This is a genomic window from Pedobacter sp. TM02, assembly GCF_059705275.1.
In genome coordinates this window covers 2,984,952-3,002,379 of record NZ_AP046530.1, presented here as the reverse complement: position 1 = coordinate 3,002,379, position 17,428 = coordinate 2,984,952, and the positions used below count along the sequence as shown (strand labels likewise).

The following is a 17,428-nucleotide window of genomic DNA, read 5'->3' as shown; positions in this document are numbered from 1 at the left end:
TCTACTTCCCTGCCTTGTGCGCCTTTTGATTGTACAACCTCGGTTGAGGCCCTTGTATAATTTCCAGCTCCTGTAGCCGCACTACCTTAAAAGAGCTGCTGGTTCTTTTTGATTACGATCCACTTATTAACCAACAATAAAAATGACTAAAATTTTTACGTGCATTTGCTGTTTCTTTTTAGTAGCTGTTTTTGGACCAAAGTCTGTGCGTGCCAATCGTTCAGACGACCGTGTTGCCAAGGCATTTCTTGCTTTCCAACAAGATACGTCCAAAAAGGTAAAAGCTACCTATTCGTCAACAGCCGATACCATCGGCCAAATGATCAGGACTTTACAGAAGTTCAAAACCAACCGCGACACCATCAATGTGCGCTCATCGGCAGCAGTTCCGAACTTGTCGTTGCAACAAGTAATTAAAGGAAATCTTGCTGGCGTATACGTACAAGAGCCAAACGGCGAGCCGGGAACCGAACAAAGCATGATTGTTCAGGGAGCCTCTGGTCTTTTGTTCTCTAAAAAAGATATTTATGCCCTGCAACCGGCTGTCTATTTAAATGGTGTACCATTGGTGCAAGACAATCCTTTTGCATTCGATATCCAAAAATATGATTACAATAGGGTTGGACCGGCTACCAACTTGCTTTCGCAAATAAGCATGGACAACATTCAATCGATTGTTGTGGTGAAAGACCCTTATGAATTGGCCAAATTGGGTCCGAATGCCGCAAACGGTGCTATCTATATTACCACCAAGAATGCCAGGGCTGGAGTTAGAGACATCAGCCTCAATTCTTATTTTGGCTACGTAGCGGCGCCAAGCGTAAATACGGTGAATGGTGTTTACGAAAACAACTTCAGAAAGCCATTTTACCAAAAATATGCCACAGCTAGCAATTATGCCAGCTATGCTTCTTATTTGAGGGATTCGACCAATACGGCCTACTATGGTCCTTCTAACTGGAACGACCTTTATTATCAAAGTACGCCTACCTTTTCGGCCGATTTGGGAATTACCGGCGGCAGCGACCGTGCCAACTTCAGGTTTTTTGGCTCGGGAACCAAAAATGCGGGCAATGCCGATGATACCAATATCGACAGGTACAACTTGTTTTTTGGCATCAATATGGCTCCGTTTAAATGGCTTACCGTATCTAGCACCGTAAACACAGCCCGTTTAGACCGAAACAGGAACAAAAGCTTAAGAGATCGTTTTGCAGAAACCCGATACATTCCCGATTTGAGCAGCCCGCTTTCGCCAAATGCCTCTATTTATTCGGGTTATTTGCAGGAGAGTGCGCGCAATGTTGACGACAACCGCTCTAATATTTTGAACGGCAACCTGAACCTGAGCGCAAAAATCAACAAGATTGTGATTTCTACCAGCTTGGCTTTTGATTATAACGAAGGCATCCGCGATTATTTTACCCCATCAACCTTAATGGATGGAGTAAGCTATGTATCTAACTATTTTGGCTACAGCCAACGCTTGCTGCTCAACAACTTTGCTACTTATAAATACGAAATCAATGCGAAGAATGCCATCGATTTCGAAATCGGACAAAGTTTTCAGGGCGATACTTATAAATACAATTATGCCAGGGCCTACAACGGACCGAACGACTATGTAAAACTGAACATTGTGGATGGTAACGCTGGCAGCGACGATTATTTGAATACCCTGGCCGCCAATGGTTTTTATGTATTCAGGTACATCGACAAAGAAAGAAACAACCTATTTTCTTTATATGCTTCGGCAAAATACAAATATAAAGATCTCTTAACCCTCAGTGCCTTGGTAAGAAGAGACGGTTCTTCTAACGGACAACCAAACAGCAGGTGGGTAACAACCCCAGCCTTTAACGCCGATTGGAACCTGAAAGAGCAGTTTTTGAAAGACAATGGCATTTTTGACAAGTTGCACCTAAGTGCAGGTTGGGGCCGTACGCTTCGCATTTTCCAAGACGACCGCTTCGCTGCCGGTCCGCAGTACCGTTCGGAAAACGGCTGGTTCGAAGAGCCTACCATTCCTGGCTACGGTGGCCGCTTAGGTATTAACAGACCTTACGACAGTGGCTTTATCGGCTACAACATCAGCCTTCCTTATGCAGAGCGGACCAATTTAACCATTGATGCAACTACCCTCAAAGGCAGGTTAAACGCAGCGCTTACCTTGTATAACCGCAACGACAAAAATCAGGTTATCGGAATGCCGGTGCCGCTTGAAACCGGTTACAGTGCCAATTACCAATCGGGTATGGACATTAACAACAAAGGCGTTGAGCTTTTGCTGAATGGTTTGGTGATCGATCAGCCTAAGTCGCTTAGCTGGAGCACCGGACTGAACATCAACTATAACCAAAACGAACTAAAAGCATTGCCTAACGGTGTAAAAGAACTGATTTATAACAACGACAATAAATTAGTAGTAGGCAAGCCTGTGGGCAGCTATTGGCTATACGCCAACAACGGCATTTACAATACCAATGCCGAAGTTCCAGCTGGAATGACTTTTAACGGCATCCCGATGAAAGCCGGTGATCCGAGGTGGGTTGACTACAACGGCGATAACAAAATAGACAGCAAGGATAAAATACTGACCGGAAACAGACAGCCCAAATTTGTTGGCGGATGGAACAATACCTTAAGCTATAAAAACTTCGACTTGAATTTCAATTTCATCTTTGCCTTGGGCCAAAAATCGATTAATCAATATGAAGCCACCAAATATGGTTTCGTAAACCGCGAAGCCGGCAACGACATCAACTCGGTAAAAGAGGTTTCGTCGTGGCAGACGTTCAGCAATGAAAAATCATACCCGATTTACAACCCTTGGAGCGATGTAGACGCTTACCGTACCGATCAGGATTTGTTTTTGGAGAATTCTTCATACGTCAAACTAAGGTCGGTAACCCTGGGTTACGATTTTGGCAAAACGGTGCTCTTTAACAAGGCTACCGGCAAAGGCGTTAGAAGAGCCTATTTATATGCTACGGCAATGAACTTATTCACCATCACCAAGTTTAGCGGAGTTGACCCTGAGCTGGTTAACTACAATGGTTACTACGATGGTGCCAATCTAACTATTCCAAGAACGTTTGTACTGGGCTTTAAATTGGATTTGTAAAATATTGACGGCGTGCCGATGGCTTCATCGGCGCTGTAAACAAAATGATAAACAGATGAAAAATATGATCAATAAAAGGAACGGTTTTTATCAAATCACTATCGGAATGATGTTATTCCTTATTGGTTTGGGCAATTTCTCCTGTAAGAAGATTGACGATGTACAGTCGACCCGGCTGGCCACCGAAGAAACCAATTGGAAAACCTTAGAAGATGCCAAGGCCAACTTGCTGTCGGTTTACGGTTTGATCCGTTCGGCCACCGTATCTGACAATACGCACTGGCTGATGGGCGATTTGAGGCAAGGCGATTTTGCCATCACCAACCGTGCCGATTTAAAGGCTATTGTAAACGGCCAGTTGAATGCTTCCTATCCGGTAATTAACAGAATTACCAATTGGAGAAGGTTTTACGCAGCGGTAAATGCCGCCAGCTTGTTCATTGAGCGGTCAAAAGAAATCCGTGCACTCGATCCGCGTTATACGCAACTGAACAACGACGTAGATGTTGCCCAAGCCCGAATGATCAGGGCCTTTGCGTACTTCTATATGGTAAGGATCTGGGGCGATGTGCCTTTGCTTACCTCGTCGCACGACGGCGATTTTGTAAAGGTGGGAAGAACCTCAAAAGACAAAGTATTGGCTTTTTGTACCAACGAGCTGTTGGCTGCCGCCCAGGTGGTGCCATTCAGGTATGGCGGTACCGATCCGATTATGCCGGGTTTATATTATGGTGCCAACTGGCCAAGCTGGAATGGTATTGTGTTTACCCGTTTGTCGGCCTACATTATTTTGGCGCACATTGCCGCATGGCAAGGCAACTATATCGATGCTGCCAACTATTCGAAGTTTGTATTAGACAACCAGTCGACCCAGTATTTTGTTGACGGTGCCAACCCGCTCGATTACATCGATATGGCCGCCTTAACCGAAAACCAGAACAACTACAGTCCGTTTGCCTACAAGAGGGCAACGCTGATGGTAGGTTTTCCATTCGAAGCAGGTAACGGATTGTCGACTTCCAACGGTCATATTGAACAGCTCACTTTGGCTGCGCCCTACATTCCGAAAGTACAGCCCGAAATGTTTGTGCCTAAAGACAGCATCCTTAAAATATTTACCGATCCGAAAGACCTTCGTTTCAGCATTGATCCGATCAGCGGACTTTATAGGAAAAACTATTTCACCAATTTCGAATCGGAGCAGCCTATTTTCAGCAAGATCAAGGTAATCTATCCAAGCAATACCTCGGGCAACGTAACCTTGTTCAGCTCGTCGATGGTGTTTAGCCGCATGGAAGAAATCACTTTGCTGCGGGCCGAAGCGCTGGCTGTACTGGGGCAACGCGAAGCAGCCATCAATGCTTTGAACAAAGCCGCCAATTTAAGAGGCCCTATCGTTTACTTGTCGGCTTCTTCTAAAGACCTCATCGATGCCATTTTCGAAGAGCGCAGAAGAGAATTGATGGGCGAGGGCTGGAGATGGTACGACATTGTGAGGTATAACAGGATCAAAAATAGCAATGGCGTTTTTGCAACCAAGAACGGCGTGCCCATGACCTTTAAGCAGTTTGAAACCGCCGGTGGCATTTACTGGCCGGTATCGCAGGATGTAATCAATGCCAATTCGCTTATTACCCAAAATCCTTATTGGCAATAGTTAACAGATTAAAAGAGATATCAGATGAGAAATACATTATATAGAAATTGTGCATTTGTTCTTTTGGGACTGTGCAGCCTGTACATGAGCGCCTGCAAAAAAAGCGAGTCGGAATATTACAACTATAAAAATACAGTTCAAACCTTCAACGGTTCGGCACTCGATTACCTTAAATCGCAACCCAATACCTTCGATTCGTTGCTGCTGGTTTTGAACCGCATTCCGATGCTGAGAGATTCTGTGGCCAGTGGCAAGATCACCTTGTTTGCACCGGTAAACAAAAACTTCGAAGCCTCCATCAAATACCTCAACATGCAGCGCAAAGCAGAGGGCAGGGCGCCGATTTACCTGAGCACAGCCGATATTAACGAATTAGGCTTCATGACCTGCAAATACATCATCAGAGGCAACAGAACCACCGATGCCTTTGCCAGCAGCGTAGATGGCTTGCTGCTCAACTCGATCATCATCAACTACCCGATGCAAATCAGGTATGTAAGGTTGAGCGCTTCGGGCTATCAGGGTGGCGGACCTGCCGTACTGAATTTCAGCGATACGCACGGTTCTAATTTCGAAGATTTCTGGACCACCACCACCACCAATGCAGTAAATATCAAAACCAACAATGCAACGATCAACATCCTTTCGCCAATGCACAACTTTGGTTTTAGCGAATTCACAGACAGATTAGACCAATAGCTTAAGATGATGAAAAATACGAGATACCTATTCCAAGTGTTGCTAACCTTAGCAGGAGGCAGCCTACTTTTTTTATCGTGTAAAAAAAATCTGCCAGATGCAAGATTATCGCTATCTAACGATACCCAGTTTACACAATACATTTATCAGCCGGTTTTAGGCAGGAATACCTTGTTCACCAATAACTTCCAGTATGGCAACTCAAGCAGGCCATTGGATTTCAAAATCGTGAACATGCGTACGTTTGCCGGCGAACCAGCTCCTGAGCTGACCAATTTTTATCCGGTAACGGTTTGGAAAACGGCTTACGACGGTACAGAGAAATCGTTGGCCGAAATAGAAGCCAAGCGTACAACAGAAAACCACCAGTTGTTTGAAATCAGGCCGCATTCTGGCGAGTTTTTGATGTGGGGAGCTGCCAATTCGAACATGATCAAGGCCCAGCCAGACTCAGGCTATGTGTTCGATGTTGAAATGTCGAACTCGGGTGGCAGGAAATATTTCCAGAAGTTTCGTTTAATGCCATTGCGCGAACGTCCGTACGAACCTTCCAACCTCGATCCGATTACTGGCCAGGCCACTTCGGTGTCGGTTAACCCTACCGGGATGAACATTACAGGTACCAGAAGCGGACAGCCACTGAGCTCTAACGACGTACAGGTGTTGTTTAACAAGGTTGGCAACGGTAACAGCGTGAAATTCAAATTTGTAGATACCTTGTTCAACCCAATCAGTCCCGACAAGTTTGCCGCTACCGACTGGAGCAATGTGGTGCATGGGTTTAACATGGTTAAAGATGCTTCTGGCGTAAAATACGATGTAGCTTATCCAATTCCTTGTACCAGTTATCCTACCAAGTACACAACTTCATCGGGCGATCAGGCCAGGGCGGTGTTCAGGTTTAACAGACAGGCTTTTGGCAACGTGCAGCAGCAATGCTTTATCGCGCTCAATTTCAATATTTATCAAAAGGGCGACTGGGAGATCATCTTCTGGTTTAAGCGCGACAAACCAAAATTCGATAATGATTAATGAAAACAAATAGATCACCACAAAACATATTTCCAATGAAGTATTTTTACAGCATAGCTATTTTATTGATTTTTGGTTTTCAGCAAGTTGCCTTTGCCCAGCAAAAAATCGCAGTAAGCGGCGTAGTTCTTGATGGCAGCATGAAATCAAAAGAAACCATACCAGGCGTTAGCATTATTGCCGATGGAAAAGTTGTAGCGCAGACCGATGCCGATGGCAAGTTTAGGGTTACCGTTTCGCCCGATGCCGAATTATCTTTTAAATACATCGGCTATAAAACCGCAGTGGTTAAGGTAGCCAACAGAACCAATATTACCGTAACCCTTAGTGCAGATAATACCACGTTAAAAGAGGTAAACATTACTTCGGCGGGTTACATCAGCAAATCGAAAACGCTCTCTACGGGATCGAGCGTTAAGATTTCGGGCAAAGACTTGCAAGGCCAGCCGGCCGGCGACGTGATTTCGCTTTTGCAGGGCAAGGTGGCAGGTTTGAATATCCAGAACAATACCGGAGCACCTGGTTTCAGGGGTTCGGTGGTTATCCGTGGTATTTCCAACATCAGCCTATCAGGCTCGGGCAATAGCACTTTCTTAACACCAACTTCGCCATTGTTTGTAATCGACGGGGTTCCGGTTGATGACAATACCAACTATTCTTACGGATTTCAGCAAGCTGGTCCGGGCGTTTCTCCGGCCTCTCAAATTCCGCCTGAAGATATCGAAGACATCGAGGTATTGAAGGATGCGGCGGCTACGGCGCTTTACGGCTCGCGCGGTGCCTACGGGGTAATTTTGATTACCACCAAACGGGGTAATTCTAAAGTGCCGATTGTACGCTACAGCGGTTCGGCCTTCCTTTCTACCGTGCCGCAGCTCCGCTCTGTAATTGGCGGTAAAGGCGAGCGTTTGCTCAGGATAGACCAAATTATGCGTTACGATACAACAGCTAACCATGCCATAGGCTTGATCAATGGTACGCCGTTTTTGGCCGACAGCTTAAATGCCTATTACAACAACTCTACCAATTGGCAGTCTTATTTCTATCGCCCAACGTTTAACCAAACGCATAACCTTAGCGTTTCTGGTGGCGATGTAGCCTTTAACTACAAGGTGGCATTGGGCGCATACGATGAAACAGGTATCCAAGAAAATACCGGCTATTCTCGTTACAATGTGAACATGAACATGACCTATAACCCCACCCGAAAGTTCAAGCTGGTTGGCCAATTGAACAACTCCATACAGAAGCAGCAGACGGGTAGTGGCAACGGTTTAATTAACAGTGGGGTAGCTTCGGGGGGTAACTCGTCGTCGCTCTTGCCCGCGCCATCGCTCTATTCGTCGGTAAATTCGGTGCTTGGAGCCTTAAAAACAGATAACGACAACAAGATTTTAAACACTTTTGCGACTATTAATGCCGAGTATGAGCTGATACCCAATTTAAAGTTGGCTACCTTCTTAAACTATACCAACCAGTCGAGCACCAAAGACAATTTTTCTCCGGGTGCCTTAAACAGCAACCAATCGCAATACTATACTTACAACGACCGCTCTACCAAGTTGTATAACCGTAACCAGTTGCAGTATGTATATTCGATCAAGGAAAAAGACGAAGATGCCCACAACTTTACCGTTTTTGCCTTCACCGAGCTTAACTCTTCGTTTTTCAAGGCCGATGCCATTTTGAACCAGAGAGGCGTAAACGACCAGTTGCGTGGCCCATTAACCAACATGACCGATTACCTGACTTCTTTGGGCGGAACAATAGATTACAACGATTTTAGGTCTATTGCCTTTGCAGGTCAGTTCTCTTACAACTACAAACAGAAATACGTATTGGATTTTAACTACCGTGCCGATGGGGTTTCTACCAATGGTCCGAATACCGGATTTAAACGTAGTCCAGCAATTGCTTTGAAGTGGAACTTTAACAAAGAAAAGTTCATGGAGAAACTAAAATGGCTTGACTATGGCGATATCCGTTTGAGCTATGGTTCTAACATCCAGCCGGTTGGAAGCATTTACGATGCCTATGGCAGGTATAATGCCGGCGACAGGTACAACAATTCAAATACCGTAATCCTCGAGCTTGGCAGGTTGCCTAACTTGAGTTTGCAGCCAACCAAGGCCACTACCTATAACTTGGGCTTCGACCTTGGTCTTTTCCAAAACAGGTTCTCGGTAGCTTTTGATACCTATTACAAACAAAACGACAATATTTATCAAGAGAAAGCCTTGTCTGGAACCAACTCGTTTCAAACCATTGCCTCCAACGAAATCAGCAACGTAAACTACGGCTGGGAGTTTCAGGTAACAGGTCGTCCGTTAAGCAACAGCAGTCCATTTAAATGGAGCTTATCGGCAAGTTTGGCCATTAACCGTGAGGTATTGGCGGCTTTGCCAGACAAATTGCGTGAGAAGATTTATGAAGATGCCTCGAGCTTGGATCAAGATACCTATTACCGTTTAGGTTTGAACTCGCTTTCAAATTACCTGTTCAATACCAAAGGCGTGTATGCTACCAACAAACAGGTACCGGTTGACCCGATTACAGGTTTGCCTTACCGTGTAGGTGCCAACGGAAGACTGAACTACTTCAAGGCTGGCGATCCTATTTTTACCGATTTGGATGGCAACTACGTGCTCAACGATTACGACAAGGTAATTGCGGGCAACTCGCAGCCACAGGTTACCGGTGGTATCACATCATTCTTGCAGTACAAAAACTGGAGTTTGGAAATCAATGCCTCTTTTACCTTCCAACGCGACATTTTGAACAATGCCTTGGCCAGTCAGCTTTTAAACTTTAACAACCCAACGGCCCTAGGTGCTTTGGTGCCACTTTCTGAGTATAACTATTGGTTGGCCAATGGCGATGTAGCCAAATATGGCAACCCATTGGATTTCATCAGGTCTGGTATCATTAATCCATTCAGGTATTCGCAAACCTTGTTCCAGGAAGATGGATCGTACTTTAAGCTGAATGCGGTGAAGCTATACTACAGCCTGAACCAAAAATTCACGCAGAAATTCGGCATGAACAGGGTAAGCTTAAACTTTACGGCCTCTAACTTGGGCTTCATTACCCGATACTCTGGCCCTAATCCTGAAAACGTAACGGCATTGGGTAGAGACAGTTCTGGCGGTTATCCGCTTTCTAAGCAGTTTGCATTTGGTTTAAACATTGAGTTTTAATCTTGGAAATTATGAAAATGAAAAATATAAAATATGTATTGGTGCTGGCCGCTTTGTTTGTTGTGGCGCCAGGATGTAAAAAATTCCTTAACGTAACGCCAATAGATGCTTTGTCTGGAAATAATTTCTGGCAAACCAGGCAAGACGTAGAAGGTTTTACCAATGGTCTTTATACCAGGCTGAGAAATAAGGTAGCTTCGGGAAGCGACCGTATGTTCTTCCCTGCGCTCGACATCAGGTGTAATTTTGTAAAGGTAATCAGCATGGAGAGCAGTGGTACCAACAGCTTCAACAACCTGATCAGCAATAACCTTAAACCGGTAATTTCTGGTACCACCAGGTACGATAATGCCTTAAAGCAGCTGATGGATTGGAAAGGCTTTTACGATATTGTGGCAGCTGCCAATATCCTGTATACCGAAGTAGACAAGGTTCCATCAACCAGCCTTTCGCAAACAGATAAGTTGCGTTATAAAGCCGAAGCTGTTTTTATGCGCAATTTGGCTTATTTGTTCATTACTAAGCTGTATGGCGATGCGGTTTATTACACAGAAGCCTACCATAGCGCCGCTTTGCCACGCAGTCCGCAGCTTGAAGTGCTCAACAAATGTATTGCCGATATGTCGGTGGCCAAAAATGATTTGCCAACGGCATATTCAGACGTATCGCTGAGCGGTTTCAGGCCAACTAGGGCCAGTGCAGTAGCCTTGTTGATGCACCTGAACATGTGGGCCGCTGCCTGGGATACTGCCGATAAGAGCAAATACTATAAAAACGTACTCTTGCTAGCCGATGAAATGGCTACCTACACCAATTACAGCCTATTGCCCGTGACTACAGAAAATACCCTTAAAATTTTCAAGGGCCGTAGTTCCGAAAGCCTGTTTTCGGTATTGCAGGAAACTAATTATGGAGAGAACTTTGCGTTAACAGCTAACTATTCGTACTACTTTTCGCATTATCCTTACCAAGGAACGGTATCAAAAACGGCGAGTTTCCTATCGTACGATAAAGATTACATCACCAAGCTGTTTCCAGGAGGGACGCCCGATGCCAGGTTAACTACTTGGTTTGAAAACTATAACGCAGATAACGGAAGTTTTCAGTTCAAAAAATTCATCAATACCTATACTACGGGTACCGGTTCGTCTATTTCGGTGACCAACAACGACAGTGCGGTTATTTTCAGGTTGCCAGACGCCTTGTTGCTGGCCGCAGAAGCCGCTGCCGAATTGGGCAACGAAGATGCCGCTAAAGGCTATGTAAATCAAGTACGTACGGCTGCGGCTGCGCCGTCTATTACTTCTACAGGCGAAGAGCTTAAAGCTGATATTTTTAAAGAAAGATGCAGGGAATTGATAGGAGAAGGCCAATTCTTCTTCGATCTGGTGCGTACCAAAAGAGTGACCAATCCAGATTTCTCTAAAAACCCAATCAGCGTAAGCAGCTTTAATGCGGGTGCCTGGACTTGGCCTTTAACCATTAGCGCCACCGAACGTACGGCAAACCCATATTTGGTTGGAAATAATTTTTGGAATTAAAAGCGATATAGAGATGAAAATGCAAAACAGAAATAAAACACTATTGCTGATGCTTGTATCGGCATTATTGCTGATGGCCAGCTGTAAGAAATATTATTTTGACACCGGTGTGCACGAGGCCAAATACAACGGCACCATATTGCAATACCTCAAGTCGAAACCTGCCTTGTTCGATACCACCGTTAGGGTAATCAACTTGGCTGGAATGAACGATGTGATAGACAAAGAAAACATAACTTTCTTTGCGCCACCCAGCGGATCGATATTCAAATCGATTAAACGCCTGAACATTTACCTGCGCACCAATGGCAAAGATACCGTTTCAAAACTGGAACAGATCAAGCCTGCCGTATGGAAAAACACGCTTTCGCAATATGTTTTTAAAGGGTCGTATTTATTGAAGGATTACCCGCAGCGCGATACGCTTTCTTATATCGCTTACCCGGGTCAAGGTTATGCTTCTTATGGAGGCAGGATCATGAACATTGGCGTTATTTTTAACGATGCGGGCGGTGTAGCCTATGCAGGTTACCGTCAGTTGTATCTGGCCTATATTCCCGATTTGTCTAATCCGCAGGTGGCACTGGTGAATATTCCGGTGGCTACGTCAGATATCCAGCCTACCAATGGCGTGCTGCATGTACTGAACAGGAACAAGCATAATTTTGGCTTCAACACCGATACGTTCATCGAACAGGTTGTTTCATCCGGAATATTACCCCCAGGTCCATAAATCAATTTTACGTAAACTCATCAGAAAATGTTAAATTCTATCAAATATAAATCTGCCTTAGCCATTTTAAGCGCGCTGATGCTTGTTTTGGCGATTTATTCTTGTAAAAAAGAAACAGAGCTGGCGCCAGATCCTTATGCAGGGGGCAAGCAGCCATTGGGCATTACCTTTATCTCCAAATCTACGGATCCAGATATCGTTACTGCAGGGGCAACACTTAGTTTAAAAGTAAACGGGTTAATGAAGTTCAAAGACAATTTTAAGCTTTACGTGAACGAAATCGAAGCCGAAGTAGTGAACTATACCGACACCACCGTTTCGTTTAAAGTACCGCTAACTGCCAGTACAGGCAGTATGTGGATTACCGCACAGGGGCAGAGCTTCTTCGGACCGATTATTAAAGTAGGGGGCAAAGTAGCCGTAGACGATCAGTTTAAAATCGTGAATGGTGCATCCAACAGCAGCGGTGCAAGCACCGTTTTCGATATCGAGCAGCTGCCTACAGGTAGGTTCTGGCTTGGCGGTGCCTTCAATAACTTCGAATTAAAAGGAACCGACAAAGTGCCGAACGGCGGTATTGCCCAAATTGATGCCGGCGGAACTTACATCACCACCGATATCAATTTTGGAAAAGGTGCTGGCGGAGGTTTCAAAACCATTTACTCCATCAACAGGATTACAAGTGGTGCGCAAAACGGCAAGTATATCATTGCCGGAAGCTTTACCAGCTATAACTCTACCAGGCCAAACAGGCAAACCCTCAATAACATTGCAAGGTTAAATGCCAATGGTACATTAGATACCATTAAAACTGCCGACAAAGATGCTGCGGGAAATTCGTTGGTGCCTATTGTAAATCCTAAACCGGCAGAAACCTGGAAAAATGGCGATACCGTTTCGGCCTTCAATGCCGGAGTTGACGGTACGGTTAGAAAAACATTTGTGTTTGGCGAACAGATTTACATCATCGGCAATTTCCAGAACTTTAAGCGGATGTACATTCCAAACTCTAGCTACGACGAGAAAGTTTACGACGTAACCAAGATGAGGCAGTTGGTTAGGGTAAATTCGGACGGTACGATGGATTCGACCTTCCACTACAACAAAACTACGCGCCAAAGTGCGGCAGGAGCCAATGGTGCCATTATGGATGCCATGATGCAGGCCGACGGCAAGCTGATTTTGGTAGGCAGCTTCAGCACATTTAACGGTGTACAGGCTAACCACATCGTACGCCTTAACCTCGATGGCAGCGTAGACAATACCTTCTTGGCAGGTACGGGAGCAGATAATGATGTGTATGCAATCAGGTACAATGCCACCACCGGCAAAATCATGCTGAGCGGTTCGTTTGCCAGTTTCAACAACAAGTCCTTGTCTGGCTTGGCTTTGCTCAATGCCGATGGCAGTAATGTAGCCACATTTACTACACAGGCCATTACCGGTGGTATAGCTACTTTCGCGGCCCAGCTAAACAATGGCAAAATATTGGTGGCAGGTTCGTTTACCAAATACGGCGATTACCTGCGTCAGGGTTTTATGGTCTTGGAAGCAAACGGGCAGTTGGCCGTAGGCTATAATAATACAGGTGGTTTCCAAGGGCGTGTTTACGATATGATCGAAACACCAACTGCCAGCGGATCGCAGGTAATCTTGGTTGGCGATGTCTTGAGGTTCAATACCATCTTGCCACACAACGTACTTAGATTGATCATTTCAAATTAACCTCTTAATTTATTCGGTTATGAAAAAAATTATAAAATCGGTTTTTAACTTCAAAACATTGGGCATGGGATCCTTGTTGGGTTTCATTTTGCTGAACGCGGCCTGTAACAAAGACTTCGATAACGTGCTGCCGCAAAAGTTTAAGAACGATACAGCTGGAATTGGCAATAATGCTAAAAAAGTGCTTTACATTATTGTGGATGGCATGCGCGGTTCGGTAGTAAGATCCATAGCGCCACCTAACCTCACGCAGGTAACCAGCAAAGCCATTTATTCTTATGATGGTTTGGCAGATTACCAGCTCAACCCGATTACCAACGCCGCGGCATGGACCACCATGACCACTGGTGTAGATTATACCAAGCACAACGTAACCAGCGAAAGTTTTGCTGGCCTTAACGTACAGAATACGCCAACTATTTTCACGCGATTGAAACAAAGCCTGGGCAATGTCAGGACGGTTTCTTTTGCCTCGACGGCCGCATTTAACGATAATCTGGCTGCGGACGCCAGCTTAAAGCAGAACTTTGCCGACGATAAATCGGTTAAAGATGCCGTTGTGGCCGAGCTCACGACTAATAATCCATCGTTGCTGGTAGCCCAATTCCACAGCGTTGAAACTGCAGGTGCGGCAAATGGCTATACCGAAGGTACCCCAGCCTACACCTCGGCCATTACTACTCTAGATGGCTATATTGGTGAGGTATTGGCGGCATTAAGGGCAAGAAGCACTTATGCCGGTGAGAATTGGCTGGTTGTAATTGCCTCAAACAAAGGCGGTGCAAGCGTTTCTGGTGGCTTGCCGGGCTCTAATATCTTTAACGATCTTTCAAGAAACACTTACTTGGCCTTTTACAATCCTAAATTCAGTCCAACACGCGTAGACCAGCCCAACATCAACAGCTTGCCTTATGCGGGGTTCGCACCAAACTTTTCGGGCAACAATGGTGCCTATACAGCGGCGGTAGCGAGTAACAATACCATTGGCGATTTTGGAACCAGTGGCGAATTTACGGTAATGGTAAAAGTGAGGATGGACCATGCCTCAACGGCTTATCCGCCATTTATTGGAAAAACACCAGATTTTAAAAGCGGTAGCGGTACAACCGGCTGGGTGTTTTTCTCGGCAGGAGATACCTGGACCATGAAGGTGTCGGGTACAGGAACCCAGATTGCCGGAGAAAAAGTAAGAGACGGGGTTTGGCATACCTTGGCTATGCGTATCTATAACAACGGCACACGTAAGGCCAAAATTTATACCGACGATAAGATGAGCGCCGAACTGAACCTGGGTACAGCCAACATGTCGGCCCCAACCGTTCCATTTACCCTTGGCCATATCAACTCAACCGAATCAAACGGAACGATCAATGTGCTGATCAAGGATGTAGCTATCTACAACATTGCCATACCAGAATCTGATCTTATTCCCTACATGAGAAAAACGGTAAAACAGCCAACCGATTTATATTATAACAACTTGATTGGCTACTGGCCATGCGACGATAACCAAGGCAGCGTAATCAGGGAAGCTTCTGGCAAAGGTGTCAACCTCAATTACGTAGGTGCGCCAAACTGGAAGTCGTTTAGCGACATTTCTCCATACATCTCTCCAGAAATCTCGCAGGCCGCTTATCAATCTGTTCCAAACGGCGTGGATATTCCTGTGCTGATTTATAACTGGATGAATATAGCCGTGCCATCGCAATGGAATTTGATGGGCAAGCTTTATGCACCAACAGTTAATTATCCAACCAAATAATAAAATGCTATACGATGAAATTTAATCATGTAACTAAATTGTCTGTGCTGATTTTATTATTGGCCACAACAGCCTGTAAAAAATACGGCTATAATATTCCCGATGGATATACCGATAACTCGGGTAATGTAGCCAACGGCAAAATAGACACCAATATGGCGGTTATCGACAAATCGATGTACGCCAAGGCACGGGTATTTCCGGGCTTGGTAGACCAGTCTGAACCGCGTGTAAAAGATGCCAAGTTTACATTGGATCTTAACTTTACCGACCAAACTTCCGATAACCTGCGCATCAGCGTGGCGCCCCAGCCTCAATACAGTACGGGCTACTATGCGGCACCTGGCGAATTGGTAAAAATCGTAGTTCCGGCGGGCATACAAGGCCTGGGCATTCAAATTGGTGGCCAAACCGATAACTTGGGTGGCAAATATCCCTTGCTGAGAGACCCTGTAATTTTTACGCGTCAGCAGTTATATCCGGGTACGAACTACATCCGTAACCTGTATGGCGGTACCATTTATATCAATGCCAGCTTTGCCTATCCAAACCCGGTTGAGTTTACCATTTCTGGTGCCTGTGTTTCTCCAGACTTTATCCTGGGCCAAAGCACCGATGCCGATTGGGTAGCCAAAGTAAAAGCATCACAGGTTCCTTGGCTCGAGTTCAGGAGCAAGCGCGTAATTTTCCTGATGCCGAGGGATAAGGTGATAGCCACCTTTAGCTCTTCGGAGCCTTTAACCAACCCAACCGCGGTATTGAGCAAATGGAATGATGTATTTGAATTAGATTACAATGGCTGGATGGGCCTTTCAGACAATGCTGCCGACATCAGGGACAGGAGCCCGCAAGGCGCTTGGAGAGGCGTATTGGATATTCAGTTGTCGGCCGGTTACGGCCACTCGGGTTTCCCATTTGTGGGTACCAACGATGCCGAATGGTTCAGTGCTTTCTCGAGCTTGAAGAAAATTTCGACCAGCAACGGCATGTGGGGCAGCTACCACGAATTTGGCCACAACTGTCAGCAAGGCAAGGTTTGGAGCTGGAGCACTTTGGGCGAAACTACCAACAACCTGTTCAGCTTTAAGGTAGCCAACAGGATTGGGGCCGATTATAACATCCTGCACCCCGCCGTATCGAGCGGCTTCCCGCAAGCCATTGCCTACGCCAGTGGAACCGGTACCAAAAACTTTGATTTGGATGCTGCCATGAACGATCCATTTAAACGCATGACACCTTTTGTACAAATATTTGAGAAATATGGCTATGGTGCCATGACCTACTTGTATTCGCAGGCCAGACATGCCGAGCGTTTGAATACCAGCGATATCACCATGCATAATTTCGTGTACGAAAAGCTGTCTGATTATACCCAAACCGATTTGGCCTCGTTCTTCGATGCTTGGGGTATTTTGATCAGCGATCCGGTAAGAGATAAGGTTGCCGCCAAATATCCGGTATTGGCTACGCAGATCTGGACTTACAATCCGCTGAACAGAACAGGTGGTACTGGTGCAATTCCGCCAATAACTTATCCTTTCGTGTCGAGTATTTCAAACAACCAATCAACGGAAGGTTCTCCAGCCAACCTGTTAGATGGCAATACCGCAACTTACTGGCACTCGCAATACAGCCCTGCATTAACCAATGCAACAGCTTTCCCAATCAACATCGTGTTAAAAGTGGGCAGATTGCCAATCCAGGTTCAAGGGGTAACGCTAACGCAACGCCAAAACAGCAATTCCTATGCAAAAGACATGGAAGTGTTTATTAGCACAGACGGTACCAACTATACCACCATGGGCACATTTACCTTGCCTAACAACAATGCCAAATTCAACTATAATTTCCCAACAGGCGTACAAACCGCCAGGTATGTAAAACTGGTTATCAAAAATCAGTATACTACTGCCAATACCTATACGTCATTGTCTGAATTCAATATCATTAAACCTTAA

10 protein-coding genes are annotated in these 17,428 nt (G+C 45.4%); all 10 read left to right on the top strand.

What is annotated here, in order from left to right:
• The first annotated feature begins 142 nt into the window (after positions 1 to 142).
• The 10 genes from AC6H1S_RS12790 to AC6H1S_RS12745 all read left to right on the top strand — a co-directional run bounded on the left by AC6H1S_RS12790 (position 143) and on the right by AC6H1S_RS12745 (position 17,428).
• Positions 143 to 3,124: a SusC/RagA family TonB-linked outer membrane protein gene (locus AC6H1S_RS12790; protein WP_199136437.1), complete on the top strand. Its 2,982-nt coding sequence runs from the start codon at positions 143 to 145 to the stop codon at positions 3,122 to 3,124.
• A 106-nt stretch (positions 3,125 to 3,230) separates the two neighbouring features.
• Positions 3,231 to 4,781: a RagB/SusD family nutrient uptake outer membrane protein gene (locus AC6H1S_RS12785; protein WP_497563862.1), complete on the top strand. Its 1,551-nt coding sequence runs from the start codon at positions 3,231 to 3,233 to the stop codon at positions 4,779 to 4,781.
• 24 nt (positions 4,782 to 4,805) lie between these two features.
• On the top strand, positions 4,806 to 5,480 hold the full coding sequence (locus AC6H1S_RS12780) for a hypothetical protein (RefSeq protein ID WP_199136441.1): 675 nt from the start codon (positions 4,806 to 4,808) through the stop codon (positions 5,478 to 5,480).
• A 6-nt stretch (positions 5,481 to 5,486) separates the two neighbouring features.
• Entirely contained in the window at positions 5,487 to 6,512 is a 1,026-nt protein-coding gene (locus AC6H1S_RS12775) for a DUF5007 domain-containing protein (RefSeq protein ID WP_497563861.1), read from the top strand.
• 35 nt (positions 6,513 to 6,547) lie between these two features.
• On the top strand, positions 6,548 to 9,709 hold the full coding sequence (locus AC6H1S_RS12770; RefSeq protein ID WP_199136444.1) for a SusC/RagA family TonB-linked outer membrane protein: 3,162 nt from the start codon (positions 6,548 to 6,550) through the stop codon (positions 9,707 to 9,709).
• A 17-nt stretch (positions 9,710 to 9,726) separates the two neighbouring features.
• Positions 9,727 to 11,250 (top strand): RagB/SusD family nutrient uptake outer membrane protein, encoded by a 1,524-nt coding sequence (locus tag AC6H1S_RS12765; protein ID WP_497563860.1) that lies wholly within the window; start codon positions 9,727 to 9,729, stop codon positions 11,248 to 11,250.
• Positions 11,251 to 11,263: 13 nt separating this feature from the next.
• Positions 11,264 to 11,983 carry a fasciclin domain-containing protein gene (locus tag AC6H1S_RS12760; RefSeq protein ID WP_497563859.1) on the top strand — a complete coding sequence of 240 codons (720 nt, stop codon included), beginning with the start codon at positions 11,264 to 11,266 and terminating at the stop codon, positions 11,981 to 11,983.
• A gap of 27 nt (positions 11,984 to 12,010) precedes the next feature.
• On the top strand, positions 12,011 to 13,708 hold the full coding sequence (locus AC6H1S_RS12755) for a DUF5008 domain-containing protein (RefSeq protein WP_497563858.1): 1,698 nt from the start codon (positions 12,011 to 12,013) through the stop codon (positions 13,706 to 13,708).
• A gap of 19 nt (positions 13,709 to 13,727) precedes the next feature.
• The gene (locus AC6H1S_RS12750) at positions 13,728 to 15,470 is read left to right on the top strand and encodes an alkaline phosphatase family protein (RefSeq protein ID WP_497563857.1); all 1,743 of its coding nucleotides are present in this window, start codon (positions 13,728 to 13,730) and stop codon (positions 15,468 to 15,470) included.
• A 14-nt stretch (positions 15,471 to 15,484) separates the two neighbouring features.
• Positions 15,485 to 17,428, top strand: coding sequence for a M60 family metallopeptidase (locus tag AC6H1S_RS12745; RefSeq protein WP_497563856.1), 1,944 nt, complete (start codon positions 15,485 to 15,487; stop codon positions 17,426 to 17,428).

Excerpts from the sequence above, each read along its gene's own strand:
- AC6H1S_RS12790 (WP_199136437.1), top strand. The coding sequence starts at position 143 with ATGACTAAAATTTTTACGTGCATTTGCTGTTTCTTTTTAGTAGCTGTT.
- AC6H1S_RS12785 (WP_497563862.1), top strand. The coding sequence starts at position 3,231 with ATGATGTTATTCCTTATTGGTTTGGGCAATTTCTCCTGTAAGAAGATT.
- AC6H1S_RS12780 (WP_199136441.1), top strand. The coding sequence starts at position 4,806 with ATGAGAAATACATTATATAGAAATTGTGCATTTGTTCTTTTGGGACTG.
- AC6H1S_RS12775 (WP_497563861.1), top strand. The coding sequence starts at position 5,487 with ATGATGAAAAATACGAGATACCTATTCCAAGTGTTGCTAACCTTAGCA.
- AC6H1S_RS12770 (WP_199136444.1), top strand. The coding sequence starts at position 6,548 with ATGAAGTATTTTTACAGCATAGCTATTTTATTGATTTTTGGTTTTCAG.
- AC6H1S_RS12765 (WP_497563860.1), top strand. The coding sequence starts at position 9,727 with ATGAAAAATATAAAATATGTATTGGTGCTGGCCGCTTTGTTTGTTGTG.
- AC6H1S_RS12760 (WP_497563859.1), top strand. The coding sequence starts at position 11,264 with ATGAAAATGCAAAACAGAAATAAAACACTATTGCTGATGCTTGTATCG.
- AC6H1S_RS12755 (WP_497563858.1), top strand. The coding sequence starts at position 12,011 with ATGTTAAATTCTATCAAATATAAATCTGCCTTAGCCATTTTAAGCGCG.
- AC6H1S_RS12750 (WP_497563857.1), top strand. The coding sequence starts at position 13,728 with ATGAAAAAAATTATAAAATCGGTTTTTAACTTCAAAACATTGGGCATG.
- AC6H1S_RS12745 (WP_497563856.1), top strand. The coding sequence starts at position 15,485 with ATGAAATTTAATCATGTAACTAAATTGTCTGTGCTGATTTTATTATTG.